This window comes from Paenibacillus contaminans (assembly GCF_003285015.1).
In the GTDB taxonomy this organism is placed as follows: domain Bacteria; phylum Bacillota; class Bacilli; order Paenibacillales; family NBRC-103111; genus Paenibacillus_V; species Paenibacillus_V contaminans.
This window is the reverse complement of the sequence record NZ_QMFB01000035.1, coordinates 38,113-61,564: the sequence shown is the minus strand read 5'-3', so window position 1 is coordinate 61,564 and position 23,452 is coordinate 38,113. Positions and strand designations below refer to the sequence as shown.

At 52.9% G+C, this 23,452-nt stretch carries 12 protein-coding genes and 1 pseudogene; 8 read left to right on the top strand and 5 right to left on the bottom strand.

Annotated elements, in window-relative coordinates; genetic code table 11:
• Positions 1-5 precede the first annotated feature (5 nt).
• From DQG23_RS35545 to DQG23_RS35520, 6 genes and pseudogenes are all read left to right on the top strand, one after another.
• The gene (locus DQG23_RS35545) at positions 6-911 is read left to right on the top strand and encodes a carbohydrate ABC transporter permease (protein ID WP_113035797.1); all 906 of its coding nucleotides are present in this window, start codon (positions 6-8) and stop codon (positions 909-911) included.
• A gap of 264 nt (positions 912-1,175) precedes the next feature.
• Positions 1,176-2,705 (top strand): extracellular solute-binding protein, encoded by a 1,530-nt coding sequence (locus DQG23_RS35540; RefSeq protein ID WP_113035796.1) that lies wholly within the window; start codon positions 1,176-1,178, stop codon positions 2,703-2,705.
• A 30-nt stretch (positions 2,706-2,735) separates the two neighbouring features.
• A pseudogene (locus tag DQG23_RS35535) lies at positions 2,736-3,172 on the top strand (FAD-dependent oxidoreductase); the annotation flags it as partial.
• A 172-nt stretch (positions 3,173-3,344) separates the two neighbouring features.
• Complete coding sequence (locus DQG23_RS35530) at positions 3,345-6,983, top strand: DUF4838 domain-containing protein (RefSeq protein WP_158560871.1); 3,639 nt, start codon at positions 3,345-3,347, stop codon at positions 6,981-6,983.
• A gap of 17 nt (positions 6,984-7,000) precedes the next feature.
• Positions 7,001-8,932 carry an S-layer homology domain-containing protein gene (locus tag DQG23_RS35525; protein WP_158560870.1) on the top strand — a complete coding sequence of 644 codons (1,932 nt, stop codon included), beginning with the start codon at positions 7,001-7,003 and terminating at the stop codon, positions 8,930-8,932.
• A 132-nt stretch (positions 8,933-9,064) separates the two neighbouring features.
• Positions 9,065-10,951 carry a right-handed parallel beta-helix repeat-containing protein gene (locus tag DQG23_RS35520; RefSeq protein WP_113035793.1) on the top strand — a complete coding sequence of 629 codons (1,887 nt, stop codon included), beginning with the start codon at positions 9,065-9,067 and terminating at the stop codon, positions 10,949-10,951.
• 182 nt (positions 10,952-11,133) lie between these two features.
• Here DQG23_RS35520 and DQG23_RS35515 read toward each other — a convergent pair whose 3' ends face one another.
• The 5 genes from DQG23_RS35515 to DQG23_RS35495 all read right to left on the bottom strand — a co-directional run bounded on the left by DQG23_RS35515 (position 11,134) and on the right by DQG23_RS35495 (position 21,051).
• Positions 11,134-15,681, bottom strand: a complete 4,548-nt coding sequence (locus DQG23_RS35515; protein ID WP_192894678.1) for a glutamate synthase-related protein — start codon at positions 15,679-15,681, stop codon at positions 11,134-11,136.
• A gap of 1,356 nt (positions 15,682-17,037) precedes the next feature.
• A complete protein-coding gene (locus DQG23_RS35510) occupies positions 17,038-18,357 on the bottom strand; it encodes a glutamate-1-semialdehyde 2,1-aminomutase (protein WP_113035791.1) in 1,320 nt (439 codons plus the stop codon).
• 345 nt (positions 18,358-18,702) lie between these two features.
• Complete coding sequence (locus DQG23_RS35505; protein WP_113035790.1) at positions 18,703-19,359, bottom strand: zf-HC2 domain-containing protein; 657 nt, start codon at positions 19,357-19,359, stop codon at positions 18,703-18,705.
• Positions 19,349-19,846, bottom strand: coding sequence for an RNA polymerase sigma factor (locus DQG23_RS35500; RefSeq protein WP_113035789.1), 498 nt, complete (start codon positions 19,844-19,846; stop codon positions 19,349-19,351). The genes DQG23_RS35505 and DQG23_RS35500 overlap by 11 nt, the downstream gene beginning before the upstream one ends.
• 125 nt (positions 19,847-19,971) lie before the next feature.
• The gene (locus DQG23_RS35495) at positions 19,972-21,051 is read right to left on the bottom strand and encodes an LCP family protein (protein WP_113035823.1); all 1,080 of its coding nucleotides are present in this window, start codon (positions 21,049-21,051) and stop codon (positions 19,972-19,974) included.
• Positions 21,052-21,486: 435 nt separating this feature from the next.
• Here DQG23_RS35495 and DQG23_RS35490 point away from each other — a divergent pair, with 435 nt between their 5' ends.
• Both DQG23_RS35490 and DQG23_RS35485 read left to right on the top strand, forming a co-directional pair.
• The gene (locus tag DQG23_RS35490; RefSeq protein ID WP_113035788.1) at positions 21,487-22,659 is read left to right on the top strand and encodes an ABC transporter ATP-binding protein; all 1,173 of its coding nucleotides are present in this window, start codon (positions 21,487-21,489) and stop codon (positions 22,657-22,659) included.
• The gene (locus tag DQG23_RS35485) at positions 22,656-23,450 is read left to right on the top strand and encodes an ABC transporter permease (RefSeq protein ID WP_113035787.1); all 795 of its coding nucleotides are present in this window, start codon (positions 22,656-22,658) and stop codon (positions 23,448-23,450) included. The genes DQG23_RS35490 and DQG23_RS35485 overlap by 4 nt, the downstream gene beginning before the upstream one ends.
• The last annotated feature ends 2 nt before the right edge of the window (positions 23,451-23,452 follow it).

The window sequence follows — 23,452 nt, the reverse complement described above, 5'->3', positions numbered from 1 at the left end:
CATCCATGAAAACGGCATCCGGAAGCGCAATCAAAGAATCCGTTGGAGAGAAAGTATTTGCTTTATGTAATATTGTCTTTTTTAGTTTGCTAGGCTTGACGACTCTTTTTCCGTTTCTGAACCTGATCGCCAAGTCGCTGAGCAGCGAAGCGGCGGTCGTATCGGGCCAGGTTAATCTGATTCCGATAGGCTTGCAATTCAGCACGTATAAATTTGTAGCCAGCAACGCTTTGTTCCTGAATGCGCTGAAAATATCCCTGCTCGTTACGGTACTCGGAACGCTCAGCGCTTTGTTCATGACTGCTTTGGCCGCGTACCCTTTGTCCAAGCCGAGGCTGCGCGGACGCAAGTTTTTTATCATCATGTATGTATTCACGATGCTGTTCAGCGGCGGCCTGATCCCGACGTATTTGCTTATGCGCAGTCTAGGGTTGATCGATCAGCTGCCTGTCCTGTTCCTGCCGGTGATGATCAGCGTGTACAATATGTTGATTATCAAGAGCCATTTCGAGAATTTGCCGGATAGTCTGGAGGAATCGGCCAAGCTGGATGGAGCCTCCAATCTGACTATTCTATGGCGCATCATATTGCCGCTTTCGCTGCCCGTATTCGCGACGATCGGATTGTTCTACGCGGTGCAGTTCTGGAACGATTATTTTACTTCGCTGGTCTATATCAATTCGCCGGATTTAAAGCCCTTGCAGTTGTACTTGAAGGAGCTGTTCGTTTCATCCAGCGACGCTTTCCTGAGAAGCGGCAACCACGTCAACGTGGATGCGGCCATGAACGCCTCGCCGCAATCGATTCAGGCGGCTTCCATCATTCTTGCTACATTGCCGATCCTGCTCGTCTATCCATTTTTGCAGAAGTATTTTGTTAAAGGGGTTCTTATCGGTTCTGTCAAAGGCTGATCGGCAAGCCGGTATTTCAAAATCTCAGACGTATATCGTAGATGCGGCTCGATTTCTCGGTAAACGACGGGCGTCTGAAGACGCTGTAGACGTTTTACGAAAAAGAACATTCACGAGGCTGAGTTTTCATCTAGCCTGCGGCCGAGAGGCCATGAACGTTTATTTGTGAAGGGGGGTGACCGGAGAGCGAGAGGCGGCTAACGGCGGGATTGGAGAAGGGCAGGTTCGTGAAAAGGAAGTTATTATAGGGAGGCGCAAACAGACATGAACAAAAAGTTGACAACGTCATTATTGATCCTTGCGGTAGCAGCGTCTGCCGCAGGCTGCAGCAGCGGAGGCAATCAGGGAGGTTCGCAGACAAGCTCGCCATCGCCGAGCGGCGGCGCGGCAAGCAAGCAGCCTGACACGGATAAGCCAAAGCCGGTGCTGCGCGAGCTGCTGCCTTATAATCGTTACGACCCCAATGATAATCCGGTTACGAATTACTTGAAAGAAGCAACGGGCTATACGGTAAAATACAACATGCTGCCGGTGGAGAATGCCGATGAGAAGCTGAATCTTCTTATGGCCAACCAGGAGTCTTATGATTTCATGAAGCTGAATGCGGGTCAGTTTGCGCAGCTTGCTTCCTCGGGTGCGCTGGAGCCGCTGAATGAACTGATTGATAAATACGGGCCGAATATGAAACGGGTTATTTCCAAAGGCTCATGGAACGGCGCGACAATGAAAGATCAAATATTGGCGATTCCGGAGCTTGCCGGCAGCGGTATCACGGCTGGCTACTCGATGGTTTACCGGCAGGATTGGCTGGATGAGCTGAAGCTGCAGGTTCCGACCACGTTGGAAGAACTGGTCAATGTGCTGAGAGAAATTAAAGCGAAGAAAAAAGTCATTCCTTTGTCGGGCGGCAAAGATCCTATCCAGGGCGAGATCGGCGCTGCGATGGGCTGGTTGTACGGCGTAGCGAACCAAATGAAGGTAGAAGGCGGCAAAATCATTCATCTGGCCGAAGATCCAAAAACGGTGGAATACCTTACGTTCATGAATCAGTTATATACGGAAGGCCTGATCGATCCGGAGTGGGCGATTAACCAGCCGAATACGCTGATCGAAAGATTTACAAGCGGCCAATCCTTCATGTACCGCGAGGGCTGGTGGAATGGGGCGAGCATAACCGATGCGCTTGCATCCAAAAGCCCTGACGCGAAGATCGGCATTCTTCCTCCGCTGAAGGACGCTTCCGGCGCGGCGCATGCGAGCGCTTCCGGCGGCATCGGATTTTTTATCGGAATTCCGAAGTGGGCTCCTAACAAGGAAGAGACGATCAAGTATCTGGACAAGAAATTCGAAGAGGAAATTTTTAAACACCTGTCTCTTGGCCAAGAGGGTAAACATTACAAGGTAGAGGACGGAAAATATTATCCGATTCTTCCGGTCTTCGAGGAAGAGTGGAACTTTGCGGGCGAATTGCTGACAGGCATCGACGAAGAGAAGTACCCGGTTTACTGGCAGGCGCGCGTGCGCAAAAACCCGGTTGTACAGAACTATTTTGAGACGTTCCAGAAAAATGCCAAAGGTATTACTTACAATGATGCATTGATGTTTGCACCTCCGATACCGGAAGTATCCAAAAACAAGCAAAAGCTTGCCAAGTTCACCGAGGACGAATTTATCAAATTTATTACCGGTGCAAAGCCTATCAACCAATATGACAAGTTCCTGCAGCAGTGGAAGGCCGACGGCGGGGAGGAAATGATGAAAGCGGCCAATAGCTGGTACGCAACGGTGAAGTAATGGAGAGAGGGAAGGCATTCGCTCGCTGACATTGTTGTGTTAGGCGGAGAGGCATCGGCGGGTGCATGGCTGCGCTCGCCGCCGCGAAGATGGGGATGCGGGTCATCCTGACAGAGGAGACGGATTGGTGGGGCGGGCAGCTGACAAGCCAGGCGGTTCCGCCCGATGAGCATCCCTGGATCGAAAGCTTCGGCTGCACGCGTACATACCGCGAATTCCGCGATCGCGTACGCCGTTATTACTAGGAGAACTATCCGCTTACACAAGCGGCGAGGGACGACGAGTATTTGAAGCCCGGCAACGGTTGGGTGAGCCGGGTTTGTCATGAGCCGCAAGTAGCTGTGCGGGTTCTGGAGGATATGCTTGCGCCTTATGTTAGCAGCGGCCGAATAACGATCCTGTACGGCTATGTCCCGGAGGAAGCGTCTGCCGAACAAGATAAGGTGCAGTGGGTGCGCGTGGGGACAATCTGCAGCTAAAGGGCGCTTATTTCATCGATGCGACGGAGAAAATATGGAGCTATAGATTTGGCACAAATAAACAGGAGGGGCGCAGTGGAACGCGCCTTCTCCAAAAACACATTCCGAACGGTTAACAAGTCATCGGGTAGAGATCGGCACCGACAGGACCTATGTGGAGTTGTCGTATACGCGTGATCCGAATCGGGATATCGACTATAATTTGATCAGCTTCTGGGGCTACGATGACAGCCTGGGAACGGGGAAGCTGTGGATTGATGATGTCGCGACCAAGAAAACCAGCAGGTTATTGCGAAAAAGGGAGGCAATTGTCTTGAAGAAAAAGGCATTATTATGGCTGCTCATTTTGTTGATTGCGTTGACGCCGCTGTTCGGCTCCGGCCAGACAGCCAATGCTGGCCAGGCGGTTCCCGAAACCGGGCAGGCAGAGCTTGCGGATGCATTAACGATCGCAGGCAACAGCCAAGCCCAAGCAGGAATCATTCTTTCTACAACCGGCACCGACCTGGAGGCGCTGGCCGCGGCTGAGCTGCAGAACACAATCAGGCAGATTAGCGGCGCCGAGCTGCCGATTGCCAGAGCGGATTTGAGCAAGGATGGCGTAAGCGCAAGTCTCGAAACCGATACCTTGCGAATTACGAAGAGCGGCGAATACGCATTTTCGATCAAAGTGACGAATAACAGCGTTTCGGCTGCTCAAGTGAGTTTCCTCCAGACGGATCAGGGATCGCTGCGTGTCGGGCCGTTGAACCCGATCAATCTGGCTCCCTGGCAAACAGCGAGTGTAAGCGCTGTCATATCGGTGCTTGCGCAAACGATAGACGGTACGTATCAAGTGGAGATGAAGACGCTTGCGAATGGCGAGGAGCTGGAGCTGCTAACCTTGAACGTGCAGCTGGATCGGAATATCGTTGTGAATTCGGGCTTCGACGCCGATCTTGCAGGCTGGTGGGCATCAACCGGTGTCGCAACGCGAGATGTGACGGAGAAGCATAGTGGCGCGTCTTCCATGCGCATAACGGTGCCCGCAAGCGGTTACACGTATGCGCGGACGGATCAGAAGCTGTATTTGGAGCCAGGGCGCGAGTACGTGCTGAAGGCGTGGATGAAGGGATCGCGTGCGGGCAGAATCACGATGGAGTTCCGCTCGCTCAAGAATAACAGCGACATTACGAATGGTTCGACCAAGCTGCGTGTTGAGATCGGCGCCGATTGGACTTACGTGGAGATCCCTTACACGCGCAATCCGAATTTGGACTTCGATTATAACTGGATTGCAGTATGGGCTTACAATGATGCCATTGGAACGAACACCTTGTGGGTCGACGATGTAACGATTAGCCCCGCCAATACGGCGGAGGAGTTGGGGAACGAACCGGCCGTGAACACGCCGGCCAATGTGGAAGCGCCCGAATCCGGCGCCGAGCATACCCGCATTATACTGGCAACGCCGGAATCTTATCCGGAGCTGTCCACGTTGTTTGCGGACGATTTGGCTTTCTTGGAGAATTCCGATGGATTCGCTGTCCGGCAATCGGGGAACACCATCTATATTTTCGGCTCTGAGCCTCGCGGCGTCCTGAACGGCGTCTATGATTTTCTGGAGAAAAACGCTGGCGTGCTGTGGACCCGGGCGTCCGATGTTGGAACGATTTACGAGCCGCGGCCGACCATTCAGGCGGTGCAGACCGACTATCGGGAGAAATCGCCTTTTGCGATTCGCGGCTGGCATACGCCGGGCGTTGGCGCGAACGGCGAATTTCATACGGATGCCCGAACGAACCAGATGCTTGCCCGCAACAAACTGAACGCCAAGTTCGCGGAATTCGGCAATCTTTCGTACTGGGCGGGGCATGAAAGCATCGGTCTCAAAGCGGTTAATCTGGGTCACAGCTTGAGTTACTGGCTGCCGAACCAGGAATTTTTTAGCTCACATCCGGAATATTACAACTGGGAAAACGGACAATACGTGCCTGTCACGGGTGCAACGCAAATCAATTTCTATCATCCGGATATCCCTTCGATCATTGCGGGGAAAGTGAAGACGTTCTATCAAACGTACGGGACGGAGTATATCGGAATCGGGATCAACGACAATCATAGCTTCACGCAAAGCGCGGAGAGTAAACTGCCGTTCACGACGCCGGGCGGTCTCGTTGTGCAGCCTGACGATCCGGCTTACAAGTCTACCGTCTTTTTCACCTTTCTGAATAAAGTGGCGGCGGAGGTGAAGCAGACGAATCCGGAAGTGAAAATTGTTTCGTACGCGTATTTCTTTACAGAAGTGCCGCCGAAGGTTGAATTGGAGGACAACATCGTCATTGTGATGGCCCCGGCCGGCGAAGACGAGCGGATTCCGATCAATACGGAGAATCAGCAAAGCAACAACTACAAATATAAACAAATGCTTGAAGAGTGGGTAAAGCTGACGAAAAACATCGTCATGTACAACTATTACGGCTGCTGCTATGCAAAGTCTTATGAGCGGCCGCTCGCCGAGAAGGTTCAGGCCGATGTGCAGTATTATCGCGAACTGGGTATTCTGGGCATGTTGCCGGAAGGGATAGTCGACGCCAAGAGCGAAGCCTGGGGAGTCAATGCGCTGCAATTTTGGCTGTTCGAGAAGTTGTTCTGGAATCCGGATGCCGACATCGAGGCGCTCACGAATGAATTCGTCCACAAGGCATATGGTGCGGCGGCCGAGCCGATGAAACGGTACTATAATCTGATCAAGCAGGGCTGGAACTACGACCAACAGCCGATCAATTGGTACTCGAATGAGAGTCAGCTGATCGGGCAATACATTGTGCAGGCCGGCATTCAGGAGGCAGCGGCGCAGGAGCTCAACGAAGCCTGGGAGCTTGCGGATGAACGCGCCAAAGCAAGAATTGAACCGATTCGTTCGACCTTTATGGAAATGACCTTCAAGTACGGGGGACGTCAGCAGGTTACAGGCAATGCGGTAAAAACGTCTGCAACACAGGAAGAGATTGTAAGCGCGCTTGATTTCAGTCAGGGCCCCTGGTCAGTCGCGGAACCGATAACCGCTTTCCTGAAAATGGGCACCAATCAGACTCCTTCTGTCGAGACGAAGGTATATCTGTTGTGGGACGATGAGCATTTATACGTCGGTTACGAGAATTTCGACAACGATATGAATGGCAGAATCATAAGTCAGGACGCGCCGGGATCATGGTGGAGAAGCGGTGCTGACGATTCGGCGGAAACGCATTTGTCTGATGGCAAAGGCGGCACTACCTATGCTTATTTCACGAATCCGCTAGGTGTTAAGTTCACGTATAAAACGGGACCGAAATTGGCTCCTGAAGCAGAGTTTACGGCCGGCGCCACTACGCTGGGGGATCGCTGGAATGTGATTCAGGCGATACCGTTTGCCAGCTTTGGGGTGGACCCGCAAACCGATGACAAATTCAAAGCGCTTTTCCTTCGTAATTATCATGGTCAAACGGCTTGGTACAGCTGGGGCGGCGGTGCGGTCTGGAGTCCTGCCGACCAGAGCGTGGTTCATTTGGTTACGCCTGTGTATGCTATCGCCGAAATAGGCGACCAGACAGCAGCGCAGCTGCGGGCGGGTTATGAGCCTGGCACGCAGGAGACGAAGGTCATTCAGGTGGGGAATAGCGGAACAGCGGCTTTGAGCGGGCTGACCGTTGCGGTTAGCGGTGAACATGCGCAAGATTTTATATGGACCCAGCCGGAAACGGCTACGTTAGGCATTGGAGAGTCTGCAAGCTTTACGGTGAAGGTCCGGCGGCAGGAACCTACACCGCGACGATAAAGGTGTCGGCTGCTCATATGCAGGATGTGACCTTCACGATTACACAGGTCGTTAACGAGCAAGGAGTCCCGGCCGCTCCGCAACATTTGCAAGCAACCGCGGGAGATCGGCAGGTTGTTCTGACATGGGATGAAGTGCCGGATTCCGTCTATTACAACGTGTACATGTCCACTGCGGCGGAGTCGTTCCCGTTTGATGAAGCGATCACGGTGACAAATGCTACTTATACCCTCTCCAATTTGGTTAATGGCATGACGTATTATTTTGCAGTGAAGGCGGGCAACTCCGGCGGCTTGAGCGTTGCTTCCAATCAGGTGAGCGCGACTCCAGCCACGATTCCGGGCGTGCCCGGGAATGTGTCGGCAACTGCCGGAGACGGCGAAGCGACCGTTTCTTTCACGGCCCCGGCAGACAATGGAGGAAGTCCGGTTACGGGGTACGAGGTGATGGTTTCACCGGGTAATCAGGTGGTGGCCGGAACGGCAAGCCCGATCAAGGTTAGCGGCCTGACCAACGGAACGAGCTATACGTTTACGGTGAGAGCGATCAATGCGATGGGCAAAAGCGAAGTTTCTTCGGCTTCCGCTCCGGTTGTGCCGAATAAGAGTAACAATGGCAATAACGGGAACGAAGGTAACAACGGTAATAACGGTAATAACGGTAATAACGGCAACAATGGCAACAACGGTAATAACGGTAATAACGACAATAATGGAAGCAACAGTAGTAACGGGAATAGCGGAAATAACGGCAACAATGGAAACAACGGCGCTGCCACGCCTCCTGTCGTATCGGCTGATCGAATTCAGTGGTCTTTGCAGCCTGACGATGATGGGAGCATTACGGCAGCGATACCTACGGAGGCAATCCGTAAGGCTATGGATAGTGCCGCGGGAACCCTTACGATTGAACTGGATGTGAAGGATGATGCGAAGAAACTGCAGTCAGTTGCCGTCTCGTTTCCAATCGACGCACTTTCCGATGTAGTGAACCGCGGGTTGTCTTTGTCCGTCGATATGGGCTTGGGGACAGTCACGATTCCAGCCGACCAACTGAAGCAAGGGGTGTCGAGCTCCGCAGCCGGGGTGCTGACTCTATCTATTACGCAAGTAGTTGGGAAAGACCTCCCGTCTTCCGTGCGCGATCGGATCGGCGATCATCCTGCAGCCAATTTTACACTGTTGCTGGACGGAGCCAAACCGGAGCATATGGAAACGGTCAAAATTCGGATACCTTATATGAAGCAGTCCGGGGAGAATGCCCATCAAGTAATTGTCTACTCCATTACGGCCGATGGCAAGCTTGAAGTCGTTCCGTCAAGCCAGTACGATCCTGTTAACGGCTTTGCAACGTTCCAGGCGGACCATTCCGGCAGCTATGCAGTTGGCTATCGCGACGTTAGCTTTACTGACCTGGATTCCGCTGACTGGGCGCGTGAAAGCATTGAAGCTCTGTATGCCAGAGACGCCGTGGAAGGCAAAGGCGACAATCGTTTCGATCCTGACGGCACCGTTACCCGTGCCGAATTCCTTCAGATGCTGATGAACGCGTTAGGACTGAAGAACAGCGTCGCTGCTAAGTCTGCCTCCTTCACTGATGTCGATGATGCGCAATGGTATATGGAAGCAATCAGGAATGCTGTTGCTTTAGGTATTGTTAATGGACGGGAAGACGGCACATTCGGCGTGAACGATGCGATTCGGCGCGAAGACATCGCGGTCATGATCGACCGCGCGTTGAAGCTGAAAGGGCCAGTTTCCGCCAATATATTCACAGACATAGAAGCCGTCTCCGGCTACGCCCGCGATGCGGTCGCAAGGCTGCAAGGTGCGGGTCTGATACAGGGCTATGAGGACGGCAGCTTTAGAGCAGCGGCGCACGCAAGCCGGGCGGAAGCCGCTATCATGATCTATTCTGTCTTGATGAAACTAGAACGTCTGACAAATTGAGCGTAACCGGCTTACGATCATGGTAAAAAAAGTATATTTTTAGGGAGTTGTCTCGAAAGTCCTTAGGGACTTTTCGAGACAACCCCCGTTATTATCATCTCTATATCGCATTAATTTGAGGAGGAACGAGAAATGGGAAAAGCAAAATTCGTTGCTGCAAACGAAAATGAAAGCGTTTTACCGACCCGGAATGAACCGATGAGCAGGCGAAAACTGTTATTATCTCTAGGTGCGGCGGGTGCGGCATTATCCGCAGGCAGTTTGCTGCCTTTTCAAGGGATGACGGGCGTTGCGCAGGCAGCGGCAGGCGGCGTGGAAACGTTGACGCTTGCGGATTTACGATTGACGTCCGCACCGGACCCGCTGACCATCTATTTCGTTACGGATAGCGGAAAAGAAGGGTATTTTCACTACGATTCTTCGGACATGTCCTCGGCGGATAATACGGGGACGGTTGTCGTATCGACATCCGGAGCGCGCTTCAAACGGATGACGGACGGGGAATTCGTCAATGTGAGGTGGTTCGATGCCAAAGGCGACGGCATTACGGACGATACCGCAGCGATGCAGGTCGCCCTGTACGCAGGAGCAGGGACGGTGTTTGTTCCTGACGGAACTTACATCGTCGACGGAGTCGTATCATCGGCCAGACGCGACACCCCGAACCGCGGACTGGACATCCCGGACAACACGCATTTGCAGTTATCGCCAAAAGCCGTCATCCGGATCGTGACCAATTCTTTGGATAACTACACGATCTTGCGTGTGCAAGACCGGAGCAACGTGAGAATAAGCGGCGGTACGATTGAAGGAGACCGCGCTACGCATACGGGCACGGGGGGAGAATGGGGCTACGGGATTTGCCTGAACGGGGCGAAAAACGTAACGATCGAAAATATCATTGTCAAAAATTGTTGGGGTGACGGCGTGTTTATTAGCCGGGGAATCGCAACAACCGCCCCCTCATCGAATATTAAAATCATCGGCCTTACATGCGACAACAACCGCCGGCAAGGGATGAGCTGTCTCGCGGTAGACGGTCTGTACGTTGGCGGGAGCAGTTTTCGAAATACGAACGGTACGCTGCCGCAAGCCGGGATTGATTTTGAAGTCGAGCTCGACATGACGAACAAAAATATTAAAATTGTCGGATGCGAATTCGTGAACAATGCGGGTGACGGCATCCAGTTGAACAAAGCGACTTCGCAGTTTAATATTAGCAACTGCACGTTCGCCGGTAATGGCGGCAGAGGTGTTTCCACCTTTTTGAACGCATACGGTTCAATTATCGGCAACACGTTTACCGGCCATACGGCAAGCAACGCGATCATGGTGTTGAATTGCAACTATATGACCGTTTCCGAAAATACTTGTACCGGTAATAGTGTAGGCATTTACGTCGGCGCTTCCGCTTCCTATCTGTCGATCAGAAGCGGCGATCATAATACGATAGCGAATAATACCTTAGAGTCGAATACGACATGGGGAATGATCATCGCTACTTCCTACAATCAAGTGTCGGGCAATCATATCCATAACAATGCGAGCGTCGGGCTCTACTTATCCTCAGCCACGCATACGAGGGTGTCGGATAATAAGGTAAGCCTTAACGGGACGGGGATTTACGCCTCCGTCAGCTCCAGCGATATTATGTTTAGAGGGAATATCGTCGAACGGAACAACAAAGACGGTATTTCGATCAACGGCGGCGCCAATTACTCAGCGTCCGACAATTACTGTACAAGCAACGGGCTGCTTACGAACGCGACTTACAGCAATATCGTGCTGAACGCCTGTACGAATTCTTCCGTAATGAACAACATTTGCCGCAAAGGGGATCTGACGAACAAGCCGGCAAACGGCATTTTCCTGAGCGGTGCCGGCAATGCCAACTTTGTAACGAACAACGACTGCTACCAAGGCGGAACCGCGAACGGGATCAAAGATTCGAACACATTGACCGTTTTCGGGGCAGGCAATCGAACGAACGGCGGGACGTTTTCCATTACGCCGAGCTAGGCAGGCGAAGGGGCTGTCTCAATGACCTCAAGCTACACGTGAAGCAACACTGAAAGGGAAGTAAATCACATACCGAAACGAAATTTGAACTGATTTTGGAAAGCTGCATGACAAAACCCCTTCAAGCTTGGCTTTCGAGAGAAAACTCGAAGCCTGCTTGAAGGGGGTTTTTTGTGCTGCTATTACTCCGTCGCAACCGATTGATCGGCTTGCAAACCGACCGGCGCGATGCGCACGAAGCTAGTGTCCAAGTTATCGAGCAGCGTTTGAACCTTCGCCGCCGTATCGGCTTGGCCGGAAGCGGCAAGCTCATCGCGGTAAGCGCCGAGCAGCTCGTTCAAATCTTTGCGGCTTTGCTGGCCGATCGCTTCCACCTTTACCTTCGCGCCTTTGGCGACACGGCGCTGAATCGCCGCTTCGTCCAACCCCATCTCGGGATTCAGGCGCTGGTAGATCACGCCGCCGGTCATGCCCGCGCAAATCCATGGACCCGGGTCGCCGAGAACGACCGCACGGCCGTTAGTCATATATTCGAAGGCGAAGCCTTTCAGGTTCGCACGGCTGGCGATACCGCCGAGCTCGTCGCGCAGAGGAGAAGTAATTTCTCCGCCGAATACGACATCTGCGCCCGAGAACCGGATACAAGCCCGCGTATCGGCGTTGCCTTGAATAAGGAACAAGCCTCTTTGCGCTCCGTAGCCGAACGATTTGCCGACCGAGCCGTTGATCAACGCTTGGTTTTTGCCTTGCGATTTCAAGATGGCGACTTTACCGCCGTTCGCCATTTTGCCTACGCCGTCCTCAGCGCCGCCTTGAACGGTAATGTTGACGCCGCGTGCGTTGAACGCGCCGAGGCCGTTACCCGGCACGGAGCCGTCCACAAGCTCGAGCTTGACCGGAGGCAAGCTGTCGAAGCTGCCGTCGAACCGGTCTCTGACGCGATGGCTGGAGAAACGGCTTCCGAGAATGCGCGTTTCGGCGTCGATTCCGGACCATCTGCGTTCCACAGGCGCGTCGAATTCGAGCGCATCCGGGAACATCGCTTGGCCTTCGGCCCCTGCAGCAATACGGATATCTGAGGATACCTCTGCTGCCGCGACCGCCGCTTCCGAGTTCGCTTGTTCGCGGGAAACGAATTGCAGCGGAGCCGGACGAAGGATGTCGCTCAGATCGATTTTATCGAGCTTCGCAATTTGCTGCAGCAGGTCTGAACGTCCGACCAGCTCCTGCAGGCTCTTGTAGCCGAGCTGCGCGACGATTTCGCGCACTTCCTCGCCGATGCCGCCGAACAGGCGGATCAAGCTTTCTACAGCCGTGTCGTAGACACGCGGCACGAAACGGCGCAGTCCTTTCTCCTCGGCTTCGCCGAGCGAGTCGATCTGCGTGGCGATACCGACGTGGCAGGTGTCGAGATGACAGCCGCGGCAAGTCGTACAGCCGATGGACTGCATCGCGATGCTGCCGAAGCCGCAGCGGTTTGCGCCCATCAAGACCATCTTGACGACATCGGCGCCGGATTTGAGACCGCCGTCCGACCATAGCTCGACTTTATGCCGCAGTCCTGCTTCAATCAAGGCCACGTGCGCCAGCTTCGTTCCGATCTCCGTTGGCAGGCCGACGTGTGTGATCGAATGGATACGGGCCGCGCCTGTGCCGCCATCGAAACCGGACAGGGTGATGACGTCCGCGCCGGCTTTGGCGACACCGACTGCGATGGTGCCGATACCCGGTACAATCGGAATTTTGACGATGATTTTAGCTTTCCGACCGCTTGCTTCCTTCAGCTCGGAAATGATTTGCGCCAAATCCTCGATCGAATAAATATCATGGTTGTTCGAAGGCGAAATCAGGTCGGAGCCGATCGTCGCGTTACGTGCGGCGGCGATTTTGGCCGTTACCTTCGAGCCCGGCAGGTGACCGCCTTCGCCCGGCTTCGCGCCTTGACCGATTTTGATCTCCAGGAATGCGACGGCATTGGCAAGCTCGACATTGACGCCGAAGCGTCCGGAAGCGACCTGAGCGCCGCGAGTCCGCTTGTAGCGGCCGAGCATGTCTTTGATTTCCCCGCCCTCGCCGTTCATCGTAACCATGTTCAGACGCTCGCCTGCTTCGGCATAGGCGCGGAACGCGGTTTCGTTCTGCGAGCCGAACGACATCGACGAAATAAGCATCGGCAGATCATGGCCGCCGATCGAAATATCGACTTCGGACGGATCGAGCGGCTTGCGGCCTTCGGCCAGCGCCTTCTCGAAATTGATGCCGGCGATATGACGGATCGAAATCGGATTGCGCTGCTCTTCCTCACGCAGCTTGTCGCGATACTCGCTGTAAGGAACCGTACCCGCAGCGGCGTCGCCGAGCGCTTTCCACATTCTTTGGAAAAAGCGGAAGTTTTTCGCCGCTTTGGCTTTCGGATTCGCAAAGTCGTTGAAACGGGCTTCGGCGTCGGCTTCGAGATCGGCAAAGCCGGTTCCCGCTTTTTCGCTGCCTAAATAGTTTACGATATCAAGCACTTCGGCAAGCTCCGGCTTCAAGCCGATCGACGAGTAGAAGCGGGTGTAGCCGCGCAGCTCGTGCGTACCTATAGTGGAAATGACTTTTTCCAAGCCTTTGCTGAGCGCTGTAAACACTTTGCGCGCAGCTGGAGCGCTGTTCTTCGCGGAAGCGGTGGCGAACAGCACGTAAGGCGACAGAATGTCGGCGCCAAGGCCGCAGGCGACGGCAATGTCGTGAAGATTGCGGATCGCCGCCGAGCGCAGCACGATTGAAGCGTGACGGCGAAGGTTATCGCCGCTGCCGAGCTTCTCCGCGCGCAGCGCGATGTCCACTTTCGACACGGCAAGATGCGGATCCATCCACAAGCGGTCGTTCCGATGAGCGTCCGCGTCGTCGAGGACGAGCAGCCTCGCGCCATTTTGCACGGCTTGAACGGCTTGGGCGGCGAGTGCATCGAGCGAGTCTTTAAGCGATGCGCCTTTGGCGAATGTTAACGACAAGGTGGCGATGGCTTGCTCGCCTTCGGCACGGAACAGGGCAAGCAGCTGCTCGAGCGATAGATGATGAAGCTCTTTTTCGCTGTCGATGCCGTTGTCGCCTTCAAGAATAAGCGGGTAGAGCAGCTCGATAGTCGGACTGCCGCCAACTGCGCCGTAAACGGTCGGGCGCGCGCCGACTACGATGCGGGTGGAGAAATGCTCCATTTCACGGTCGCGGTCGATCGCAGGGTTGGTGACGACGGCGACGCTCTCTTTAATAAAGTCGGGAATATTGTTGCGCTCCCAGTTTAATGCGGCATGCGGGCTGTCATGACCAAGCGAGCGAATCGGCTCGGCGCCGGTTTCGGCCGTCGATTCGATCATTTGAATACCGTCGCGGTCCCAGCCGAATGCGCTGTATACGGAATCGGTCACTTCCGGCGCCGCGTTCGGGGCAGCCTGGATGCCGCTCTCGTTGTAGCCCAGATGCTTGCGCAGACCCGTGTAGTCGATTCGGGCGCTGGAGCGTTCGTGCACGAGCGTTTGTACCTCATAATACGGAACGACCTGAACGTGCTCGCCCGGCGTTAAGACGACGCCGACTTTCTCGCCCGGTGCGATCGATTTCGGCTCTGCGACCATTTCGTCGACCGTAATGACGCCTTGCTCGGAGGAGAAATATAGCGACGTTTCGCTTTCGACCATCCAAACCGGACGAAGACCAAGCGCATCCACAGAGAAAATGCACTCGTTGCCGTAACGCGAAACGATACCTGCAGGCCCTTGCGCATAATGTCCCCAAATTTGCCGGAAATAGACGTACATATCCTGCAGCTCCGGACGGAACAATTTCATTTCATTATGAATAGGAGGGAATACGACCTCCATCGCCTCGAACAGGCTCATGCCGAAACGGTGAATGAACGTCTCGATCACGCGGTTCATATCCTGCGAGTCGCTGCCGCCGTTAACAAGCGGAACCCCGATCATGTCGGCTTCGTAACGCATTTTTTTGACGGTGTTGATTTCGCCGTTATGACCGAGCAGCGAGAACGGCTGGACACGGAAAAAGCTGGACAGCGTATTCGTGGAATATCGGTTATGGCCGATCGTTACTTGGGCGGTAAAGAGCGGATCGCGCGTATCGTTGAAATATTTAGGCAAAATGCTGGCTGCGCCAAGCACTTTGTAAGCGGCTGTAGTGTTGCTGAGCGAAGCGACATGAACGTTGAAGCGCGCTTCAATGGCGACGTGCAGCTCGTAGAGATGGTCGGCTGCGACCGTATCGTTCTTTTCGCAGATCGCGGCAATTTGCCAAAATACGGGTTCGTCGTTTTTGCCGTTCGGACCGAGCACGCTGCTGTCGACCTGGTTTTCCTGTTCGAACAAAATATTGATGTCGAATTGCTGAAACATGGAGCGAATTTCCGTTTGCATATCGGCAGCGCTGATTGCAAGCTTGCGCGGTACGAAAATATGGCCGATCGAAAAACGCGCATCATAAGCCAGCTTGCCGTCCAGTCCCGCATCCTGAAGGCGTTTCTCCCATAGGGCGCGGGGTATGTCCGTCAGAATACCGCAGCCGTCGCCTTCACCGGCGATGAAACCCGAACGATGTTCCATCTTTACAAGTGCATCGATCGTCTTTTGGATGTTATCACGGGTAGGGTGGCCATTCTTCTCGATTATGCAAATTATCCCGCAGCTATCATGTTCCGTTTCCAACAAATGTTGAAAGCGTCCTTCGTTGATCATCGCTTGGTTCATTGATGTCAGGTCAGTTTTTCTGACCTTCACCTCCTATATATAATGAATAAAAATACACAATAATGTATAGCGGACGTCTTCGGCGGTCACATTTGCGAATGGAAGAGCTGCCGCTTGGCCTCGAAGGAAATCGAGCCGGGAGACTGGTCGAATGCTCCCAAAGCAGGGGGAAAGAGGGAAGATTTTCATGGAAATTCAGTGGTATGCTACGTTTCGACAACAGCTTAAAAGTACATATAGAATAGCATGAATTTTGTTTTCATACAATAGCGAACCGATCACTTTTCTTTATGAAAGCGCTACCTAACCTGCATAATATTTGAATAATTATTTTATAGAGACAAATTAGAGTCGTCGGAAAGTGCAAATAAAATGACGATAAGTGCAAACTATCGTCTGAATATTACAAATTCGTTATAACGTTCGGGTTTTGTTCGAATTTTGTAAAGATGTCCTTGAGCGGAATGTTCGGTTTCTCGACAAAAAGCGCAGTTGGCTGTAACATGCGGCCATACAAGGAGAAGGCGGCGCATCGCAGTAAGCAACAAGCTTGAGGAGGACTCGCAGCCAAGAAAGTTTTAATAACTCGGAAACATTGCCTGCTTGAGACACTTCCTGCAGTTGAGGCACTTCTTGTTCTTGAAGCATTGCCTGTCTGAAACACTTCCTGCAGTTATGGTATTTCTTACTTCGAGCACTGCATACTTGAGACACTTCCTGCCGTCGAACCATTTCTTGCTTTCGAAGCACCGTTGTTTGAGACATTTCCTGCATTGGAACATTTCTTACCTTCAAATCCTTTCCTTCAATGAAGACATTTCTGCTTCGAGGCATTCCCTAAGCGAGAAAATGCCTATGATGTAGAATATGCTTTGGGGCATAGTATTGTTTTTCAGGCTAACGGGAAATCATACAGCTAATTTCGGCTAAAAGGCGAGAAAAAGGCATTTAGCTGGAAAAGCTCCATGTAATTTTGGGTATTTCCGTATATTTGGGGAATTTCAATGATAGTAGCTGTAGGTTTTCCATGAAGATCTACAAAACAAGGATATTTTCGAAAAGTAACTGTAGGTTTTCCATTTCGCATGATGATTTTGCGAGTTTACCCTTTGTCAATCTGCGGTTTAAGAGTTGAAACGTTACTAACCATTACATTTCTTTTTGATATACCAAGCAGGTGGGATTGTTGCGTGGTGACGATGTATTCAATTTGAGCGTCTACCATAAAATCCAGCCTCGGAACATGTGAGGCTTCCGAGGCTGGTTTGAGGTAAATGGGACGCTTCAAGCCAGGCCATTCCGCATAGCAGATAAATACGATTTATCGGCGGATGGTTCGAAGCGCTAAGCTTTCATTTGCCGGAAAGCAAGCTCCGCTGCTTGAACGGTTTTCTCGATATCTTGCTCGGTATGGGCGATGGTCAGGAACCATGCTTCGTACTTGGATGGGGCGAGGCAGATGCCTTGTTCCAGCATGAGGCGGAAGAAAGCCGCGAATTGCTCGCCGTCCGTGTCTTGCGCTTCTTCATAGTTGGTCACCGGATGATCGCAAAAATGAGTGGAGAAGGCGCCGCCGATACGATTGATCGTAAGCGGTACGCCATGCCTGGCCGCAGCTTCGCCGATGCCGGATGCTAGGCTCGCTGCCAGCTTGTCGAGCTTGGCATACGTGCCCGGCTCCGCAAGCGCCTGCAGGCAGGCTATGCCTGCGCTGATGGAGGCCGGATTGCCGGCCATCGTTCCGGCTTGATAAGCCGGGCCGAGCGGGGCGACCTGCTCCATCACTTCTTTGCGGCCCCCATAGGCGCCGATCGGCAGACCGCCGCCGATAATTTTGCCGAGCGCCGTCAGATCCGGCTCGACATCCAGCAGGCTGCCGGAAAGCGGCAGTCCTGCAAATGTTTGAGCAGCGCCGTAATGAAAGCGGAATGCGGTGATGACCTCGTCGTAAATAACCAGCGCGCCGTATTCGCGGGTTAAGCGGCAGAGCTCCTCGAGATAGCCGTGCTTCGGCATCACCATGCCGAAGTTTCCGACGATCGGCTCGACCATGACGGCCGCCGTTTCATGTCCCCAACGTTCAAGAGCCGCTTTAAGCGCTTCGATATCGTTAAACGGCACGGTGATGACCTCGTGCGCGATCGTCGTCGGGATGCCTGCGCTATCCGGAATGCCAAGCGTAGACGGGCCGGAGCCGGCAGCGACAAGCACGAGATCGGAATGGCCGTGATAACAGCCCGCGAACTTGATGATTTTGCTGCGGCCGGTATAAGCCCGGGCTACGCGGATCGTCGTCATGACCGCCTCCGTACCGGAGTTGACGAAGCGAACCTTGTCCAGCGAAGGGACGGCCTCTTTAATCAAACGCGCAAATTCGATTTCAAGCTCGGTGGGCGTTCCGTACAGCGTTCCGTTTAAAGCGGCGCGGCATATCGCCTCGGTTACATGCGGATGCGCATGGCCCAAAATGATCGGTCCGTAAGCCGCCAAGTAGTCGATGTACCGGTTGTCGTCTTCATCCCAGAAGTAGGCGCCTTGCCCGCGCTTCATGAATACAGGCGCGCCGCCGCCGACAGCCTTGAACGAACGGGAAGGGCTGTTCACCCCGCCGACGATATGAGTAAGAGCTTGTTTGTACAATTGCTCGGAACGAGTCCGGTTCATGGAAATTTCTCCTCTATGCAGGTTTTGTGGGCAGATACGGCAAAACGGTTGCGCCACAGCGCGCGGCAAAGAAGCGCTATTGGCAGAACGGCATGCGCAGAAGTCGCGACCGGCAAGGAACGCGTTCGAACAAACCGCGCATACGATTCAATCGCACCATAGCCATATTGCATCTGCTCATTATTTTACCACATATAAAATGAAGTGATTATTTATGCATTTCAAATTCATGATCAATAATGAACATGAGAAGGTGCTCCCCCGCAACAATCAGCCGCCTAAATAGGGGGGAGCTGAGAAACGATCAATCGTCTATCGGCTACAGGATTGTATTGTAACCAAAAACTAGCGCTGCTTGCCGGAGCTTCGTTCGTATTCCGCCTCTTGCTCGGCATCGGCTTTCGGAAGAACCATTCCCTTCTCCCAGATGATGACCCGATCTTTTTTTCCATTCCCCTCATAAATAATCGACGTTATTTCTTTGTCTTTCAGCGGCACCCACCTTTCCGGTATCGAAACCTTATTCCGGTCTTGATCGGAAAACAGTCTCCTGTGCTCATAAACCCGGATTACCTCCGAATCTCCGTCGTTGCGCAAGAAAACGTTGCTCAAATAACCCGTCACATTGGCATCTATACGGTAATGAACGGAGCCGTCTTTCATTTGATACACTTCGCTGATTTTTACTTCGCTGCTGGGAATGGCAAATTGTCTTTGGCTAATGAAATAAAACACGGATGCAAAAAGCGTTACGGCAACAACCACGCTGCATGCAGCGATGATCCATTGCCGGCGTTTAATTTTTTTGAGGAAATTGATCTGCTTTTGCGGGGCCCTGTTCATTTCTTTCATCTCGTTCGTCATGTTGTGCAATACCGCTTTACACTCGGCACAGGAAGAAAGATGTTCTTCGAGCGTTTTGTTCGTCACTTCGCTTGTCAAACCTTCAATATAATTAGGCAAAAGATCTTGCACGATCCTGCAGTCCAATTTATTTCCCATTGCGATCCCTCTCTTTTATCATTTTTTGCTTGCCGCGGTAAAAGGTCACCCGAGCCCATGTTTCGCTTTGGCCTACGATTTCTCCAATTTCGGAAAAGCTCAGCTCGCCGGAGAGCCGCAGATACATGACTTCTTTTGTTTTTTCGTCCAAGCTATGCAGCAGGCGAAACATGGCAAGCTTTTCTTCATTTTGCAAAACGTCGTTTTCAATGTTTTCGCGAGCATATAGCGGGAAACCCGGTTGCTCCGTCGAGCGGGTCTGCAGCTTTTTATTTTTGCTCATTTCTTTATACCAAGCCCGCTTGGCGATTTGACATAACCAAACGGAGATTTTGCATTCCCCTCGAAAATGACGAATGGTTCTCATAGCCTGGTAGAACGTTTCTTGTGTAAGCTCTTCGGACAATTCGGCATTTTGCGTTATGCTGAACAAGTATTTGTACACGGTTTGAGCATACGCTTCGTAAAGATGCTCAATGCTCTCCATTTCTTCACCTCCCGCTATATAAGTGCGGCTATAAGCCATTTCGTTACAAGGACGATTCAAATTTTTTTTGCATAGCCAAAAAAGCCCCCAGTCCGTATGCGGATCTGGAGGCTTGCTTCGTCGAGCTATTCGCTTTTGTTGAGCGTGCTCGGCGGCTTGGTCGTCGAGCCGGGGGCGGAGGCGCCGCTTTTGCTGCCTGTGCTTGTCGTCGTGCCGCCGGTTTTCTCGGCTGCGCTGACTTTGCCTGGCGGCTGGGTCGTATCTTCGCCTTTAAATTTTTTCTGAATATAGGTCTGCAGCTTCGACGGATTGACGCCGATCACTTCTGCGCCGCGCACCTGCTTCTCTTCAAGAAGCTCCGCCGGAGGCACCTGCATTCCTTCGATCCCGCTGGCTTTGGCTTCAAAACCGAGCGAACCGAGCTTCACCATGTCCATAACGGACAAGTTCGTTTCGATGTAAGGGTCGATGCTTTGCAAAATGCGCGGAAGCTTGAGCAGCGACGATGTCGTTTGCAGCTTCTCCGCGAGCGCGGTCATGAACTTGCGCTGACGCTCCGTTCTGGCGAAATCGGAAAGCGCGTCATGCCGGAAACGTACGTATTGAAGCGCCGTTTTACCGTCCATGTGCTGCATGCCCTTTTTCAAGTTGATATCATATACATGATCGTCCGCGCTGTCGGAATATTTCATGTTTTTCTCGACGTCGATGTCGATGCCGCCTACGGCATCAATGAGTGCGATGAATCCTTTGAAATCGGTATAAACATAATATTGAATAGGAATGCCGAGCAAATCGCCGACCGTACGCATAGCTAGAGCAGGGCCGTCTATCGCCAGAGCGGAATTGATTCGGTCTTCGCCGTGTCCGGGAATTTTAACATAAGTGTCCCGAAGGATGGAAATCAAGTGAGCCTTCTTCGTAACCGGATCGATGGAAGCGACCATGAGTGTATCGGATCTCGGTACCTCGCCATCCTTCAGTCCGCGCGAATCGCCGCCAAGCAGAAGGACGTTTACACGGGATTTGCCCTCCCATACCGGAGGCGTATATGTTTCAGTTGGAGTTTTATTCGATACGGTTTGCGGTTTAACCGATTGAATGTTGGATTCGCCCGGGTCCTTATGAATGCTGTTGGCAAAGGAATAAACGGAATACCCGTAATAACCCGCCGTGCCAAGCAGAATAACCATCAGTGTCAGCATCGTCCATTTAAATATTCGCAAGTGGCGCCGCCTCTCCTTTCGTCATCTCGAATTTGATGTTCTCGGAGCTCCCGAATGATTCATTCTAGGGAGATGTTGGGTACATCCTAATGCCCGTCTTTCGATTAAGGAAGGCATGATGTATCATAAGGAAATGCAGCACCTCATTAATGTGCGTAAAATGAGTGCATTCATTCTGCCGTCATTCGCCAAACGTTGACATTTCCCGTAGCCGCTGCTTCCATTATAGATGGGAATTCATACCTCGGGCAAGTTTTTGTCGAACGATGAGGAACGTAAAAAGCCGCTTCTTAACCAAAACAGACGCAGAGAATTGCCGAAAAGTTGCATGTTTTGTCGGACGGGTCTCGTTAGGAACGAACGGAATGCCCGCCGCAGTGCTGCTGCTTAGACATGAAAGGAGAAAGACAGACCATGCTTGCTATAGACGTTCATAAGCTGCGCAAGCAGTTTAAGGTTCAAAAAAACCGCGAAGGGCTGAAAGGCGCGCTTCAAGATTTATTCCGCCGCGAATACCGCGAAGTGACGGCGGTTAACGATATCAGCTTTCAGATTCCGCAGGGCGAAATATGCGGCTATATCGGCGAGAACGGCGCAGGGAAATCGACGACGATCAAAATGCTCACCGGCATTCTCGTGCCGACCTCCGGAGAGCTTCGCGTTAACGGCTTCGTGCCGCACAAAGAACGGGAATCGTTCGTGCGCGGGATCGGCGTCGTTTTCGGTCAGCGAAGCCAGCTGTGGTGGGATATCGGCGTCATCGAGTCGTTCCAGCTGCTGCGGAAAGTATACAGAGTCGGCACAGAGGATTACCGCAAACGGCTTGACGAGCTCGTCGAACGGCTCCAGCTGGCGGAGCTGCTGAACCGCCCGGTGCGGAAGCTTAGTCTCGGACAGCGGATGCGCTGCGAGCTTGCCGCTTCCTTGCTGCATAACCCGTCCATCCTGTTTCTGGACGAGCCGACGATCGGCCTCGATATCGTCGTGAAAATGGAAATCAGGGAATTTCTTAAGTCTTTGAACGAACGCTTCGGGACGACGATTTTGCTGACGACCCACGACCTGCAGGATATCGAAGCACTTTGCTCCCGCGTCATTATGCTTGACGACGGCAAAATCATTTATGACGGCAGCCTCGACGATCTCAAAAACCGCTGGGGCAAAGGCAAGGAGGTCGTGCTTCAGTTCAGCGAGCCGTTCACGGCCGAGCGGCTTACCGAGCTGACTGCCGGTCTGCCCGTAGCTTGGACGCAAACCGGCGATGCTTCGGCCAAGGTTTGGGTGCCTTCCGATCATGCCAGCATCTCCGAGGTGCTCGGTCGTGTCGTCACCAGCGCGCCGATCTCGGACGTGAAAATTCTCGAGACGAATACGGATGACATCGTCCGTGAAATTTATAAGTCCGGCTCCGTCGCGGATTTATCGGCTTTGAACCCCGGGGCTAACGCCGGAGGCGAAGTTGCCGCCGTTATGCAGGGCGCATCGCCGAGCGCTTTGACAGAGCAGCCTGCTGCAGCAGGCGAGCCGCCCGAGGCAACGGACGACGGCAAAGCGGAGCGCGAGAAGCAAGGGAGCGGAGTTTCATGACCGGCGCTTATATCGATCTCATCCGCATTCGTTTTCTCATGATGCTCGCTTATCGGCTCAATTACTATACCGGCATATTAATATATGTAGCGAATATCGGCGCTCAGTATTTTTTGTGGAAAGCGATCTATTCGGGCAGCGAAGCGATCGCCGGAATGGATATGGCGCAAATGACGACCTACGTCGCCGTAACTTGGATGGCCCGCGCATTTTATTTCAACAATCTCGATCGCGAGATTTCCAATGAAATCAAGGACGGAAGCGTTGCTATCCAGTTTATCCGCCCCTACAACTATTTAGTCGTCAAAATGATGCAGGGCATGGGCGAAGGGCTTTTTCGGCTGCTGCTTTTTTCGACGCCGGGGATGATTATCGCTTCGCTGCTGTTTCCCGTAAAGCTGCCGACCGATCCTTACGTCTGGCTGACGTTTTTTGTGATGCTGCTGTTCAGCTTTTTGATCAACTCGCAAATTAACATTTTGACCGGGTTATGCGCGTTTTTTATGGAGAATGCGGAGGGCATGATGCGGATGAAGAGGGTGGCGGTCGACCTGTTTTCGGGCTTGATCGTGCCGATCAGCTTTTTCCCGTTATGGGCGGAGAGCATTTTGAAGGTGCTGCCCTTCCAAGCGATCTCCTATTTGCCGGGTGCGGTGTTTTCGGGCAAGGTAAGCGGCGTGAGCGTCGGCAGCGTGATAGGAATTCAGGTCATTTGGTTCCTCGTGCTGCTCGTTCCGATCGTGCTGATGTGGCGGCAGGCGAGACATCGCTTGTTCGTGCAAGGGGGTTGACC